The 1,632-nt window shown below is 74.6% G+C and carries 3 protein-coding genes; all 3 read left to right on the top strand.

What is annotated here, in order from left to right; all coding sequences use genetic code 11:
* On the top strand, positions 1-487 hold a 487-nt coding region (locus tag VBO01S_RS31365; RefSeq protein ID WP_174543730.1), incomplete at its 5' end, for a TonB C-terminal domain-containing protein.
* A gap of 10 nt (positions 488-497) precedes the next feature.
* A complete protein-coding gene (locus VBO01S_RS31360) occupies positions 498-1,034 on the top strand; it encodes an RNA polymerase sigma factor (protein ID WP_062483065.1) in 537 nt (178 codons plus the stop codon).
* A 73-nt stretch (positions 1,035-1,107) separates the two neighbouring features.
* On the top strand, positions 1,108-1,632 hold a 525-nt coding region (locus tag VBO01S_RS31355; RefSeq protein ID WP_169805121.1), incomplete at its 3' end, for a DUF4880 domain-containing protein.

Raw genomic sequence — 1,632 nt, 5'->3', positions numbered from 1 at the left:
CCAAGCCGCGCCCGTGCACGGCCTGTTCGATGCGCAGGCCGCCCTCGATGCGCTGCTCGCGGGCACGGGCCTGGTCGCCGACGACGCCGGCGTGGGGGCCGCGACCGCCTTCGTGCTCCGGCTCGCGCCGGCAGTGCCCGCGCCGGCACGCCCGGCTGATGCGGTGCAGGCCGCGCCCGCCACCGCGCACCGCGGCTACGACGGGCTGGTGCAGACCCGCGTCTGGGAAGCCCTGTGCGCCCACCCGCGCGCAGCACCGGGCGGCTACCGCGCGGCGATGCGCTTCGTGATCGACGGCACCGGCCGCATCGCCCATGCCTTCCTGCTGCACACCAGCGGCGAGCGCGCACGCGACGACGCCATCCTCGACACCCTGCGGCAGCTGCGCATCGACCGCGCGCCGCCGCCGGACATGGCGCAGCCGCTCACGATGCTGATCCTGCCGCGCTCGCAGACGCCCGGGCTCGAGTGCCCGGTGCGCCACTGACGCCATCGCCATGCCCGAGAACGCGCTGCCCGCGTTGCGCGACTTCCTGGTCGCGCGCTACGACGAGCTCAAGCAGCGGCTTGCGCGGCGGCTGGGCAACGCCGAGCGCGCCGGCGACGCGCTGCAGGACACCTGGCTGCGCCTGGAAAGCCGGGACGACATCGACGGCGTGCACGATCCCGCCGCCTACCTGCTGCGCGTGGCCGTCAACCTGGCCTACGACCAGGTCGCGAAGCAGGGGCGCCTGGCCACGTCCGACGAGATCGAGGCGCTGCTCGACGAAACGCCCGACCCCGCGCCGGGGCCCGCGCAGATCGCGCAGGACCGCGCGGAGCTGGCCACGCTGCGCGCGCTCATCGAGCGCCTGCCGCCACGGCGCCGGCAGGTGCTGGTGATGGTGCGCTGGCAGCACCTGCCGCAGCGCGAGGTGGCGGCGCGGCTCGGCATCTCGCTGCGCACGGTGGAGAAGGAACTCAAGGAAGCGCATGACCACATCGCCGCCCGCATGGGTCGAACGCCCGAAGCAAAGGAGCCGCATGAAAAATAAAGTGCGGTTCACCGCGTCGAGAGCCGTCTCATGGGTATGCGACATCTTTCAACGCGCACGGGTTGACGCCCCGATGACCCCGTCCGATGCACACGCCCAGGCCTTGCGCGAAGCGCAGACCTGGCTGCGCCGGCTGTCGTCCGGCGCGGCCACGCAGCACGACGTCGAGGGCTTTCGCCGCTGGCGCGATGGCAACCCGCTGCACCAGCCCGCGCTGGCGCAGGCCCGGCGCCTGTGGCAAGCGCTCGACCCGGCCGTCGGCGGCATGCCGGCCGAAGTCCAGCGAGCTCCCGTGCTGTCGGCGCGGCCGGTGGCTGCGCGCCGCGCGTTCCTCGGCGCGGCGGTGGGCGCGGCCGGGGCCGCGGGTGTGGCGGTGGTCTCTCCGCCGCTGGGCCTGTGGCCGTCGCTCGGCGAGTGGAACGCCGACTACCGCACGGCCACCGGCGAGCAGCGCGCGGTGCAGGTGGCCGAGGGCGTCGACCTGGTGCTCAACACGCAGACCAGCGTGCAGCGCCGCAGCGTCGAGGGCCGCGTCGTCGGCATCGACCTGATCGCGGGCGAGGCGGCCCTCGACCTGGTGGCCGGGCCGCAGCCCTTC

It is taken from the genome of Variovorax boronicumulans NBRC 103145 (assembly GCF_001591345.1).
In the GTDB taxonomy this organism is placed as follows: Bacteria; Pseudomonadota; Gammaproteobacteria; order Burkholderiales; family Burkholderiaceae_C; genus Variovorax; species Variovorax boronicumulans.
This window is presented reverse-complemented; position numbering and strand designations above follow the sequence as displayed.